This window comes from uncultured Agitococcus sp. (assembly GCF_937920075.1).
Lineage (GTDB): Bacteria > Pseudomonadota > Gammaproteobacteria > Pseudomonadales > Moraxellaceae > Agitococcus.
Window position 1 is genome coordinate 1 of the sequence record NZ_CALETI010000309.1, and the last position, 1,456, is coordinate 1,456.

The window sequence follows — 1,456 nt, forward strand, 5'->3', positions numbered from 1 at the left end:
GAGACTCAATCCGTTCAAAATAGGCATTGTCTTTATCAGTGAGCTTGACGCTATCTGCTGGCATTTCGTACTCGTTAGCGTCCCACCACGCAAAGAAGTGAAAACGATAATCGCGCACTGTTAAATCCTTACCTGACTCTTTAGCTGACTTAGCTCTCATGGTGATGTCGTAAAACTCACCTTCACGACCTTCTGCTGTCGATTCGATAATCAAAATGCCGTTTTTTGGCACTGCGGGTATCGAACCAGTGACAACCTCTTTTGCTTTTTCGGGATATTTAGCGCATATCTTGCCAAACTCTGAGATATGCAGCCTATGAATCGTGCCTGACCGCATACTTGTTGCTACGCGAATCGAGCTATTGTTATGTGCAAACAGTAATTCACTCGCACTATCACGAGCTAAAGGCATTGCAGACTTGAGATTTTCGGGCAAATTCTCGTAAGCAAACTTAACCTTGTCACGAAAAATGACTTCTGCCGCTTCTCTGTCCTGTGCAATGATGCCGCATCTGACATTCTCGCTAAACAACGCGGTATCAAGCCACAAGATACAGATTAGTGTCGTAAATCCAAGTTGACGCGCTTTAAGAATGACGTTTCTGTGCCACAAATTAGCTAATAATCGCCTCTGTGAACGATTCGGCTTAAAGTTAATAACTAAACCGTCTTGGCCATCATCACCTTTGATAATGATTTTGTACAAAACACCTGAGCAAACACGCCACAATGGGTCTTTTAAACACGCTTCCAGTTCATCAGCATTAACTGGCCTAAAATTCCACTTGATGCCGCCATCTTTACGCTTTGGTATGTCATTCGTCATCATCAAAATCAGTGTGCGATGATGCAATAGCAATCGAGTTGCCTTGACACGCCTTTAATAAATCTGTGATTGCGTTTTCTGTCGGTGTTGGTGCGTCCACAATACCAAACGCTTGACGCTCTTTGTCGATTGATGTTTTTAGCGTATCCATGAGTTTTTTAGTCACATCTACGCGCATTGGTAGATTCTCAACGCTCTTATCTTTGTTTAACGTCTCTATCTCATCTAATAACGACTCAACCAAGCTATTTACTTTTTTGATTGATGTTCTATGACTTAGCTTAACATTTACGATTGCTTGAGCATTGGCTTCAATGACTTCTTTTTCAGATGCCTTTTCTGTGCGTACACTACTGCGTACACTTTCTTTGCGTACAAGCGAATCTGCCTTATCTTGTATTTTTTTACTTAAATCTCTGTTCCATTCATTCTGTATGGCTTTGCGTCTTACAAGCCCTTCACTAACTCCGTACTTATCTGCAATCTCACGCAAACTCAGTAAACCAGCCGAGTAGTCTCGCTCTACAGACTCCCAATCGACTTGCTTACGTTCTGCCATTATCTTTACTCATAAAAAAAAAGCCCAACAGCTAACTAATCGGGCAAAACTATTTAATAACCAACGCCAAC

1 protein-coding gene and 1 pseudogene are annotated in these 1,456 nt (G+C 41.9%); both read right to left on the reverse strand.

Going from position 1 to position 1,456, the window contains the following annotated elements; all coding sequences use genetic code 11:
- A pseudogene (locus tag Q0212_RS10805) lies at positions 1-829 on the reverse strand (terminase); the annotation flags it as partial.
- Positions 816-1,385, reverse strand: coding sequence for a hypothetical protein (locus Q0212_RS10810; RefSeq protein ID WP_297925334.1), 570 nt, complete (start codon positions 1,383-1,385; stop codon positions 816-818). The gene Q0212_RS10810 and the pseudogene Q0212_RS10805, both read right to left, overlap by 14 nt.
- Positions 1,386-1,456: the final 71 nt, after the last annotated feature.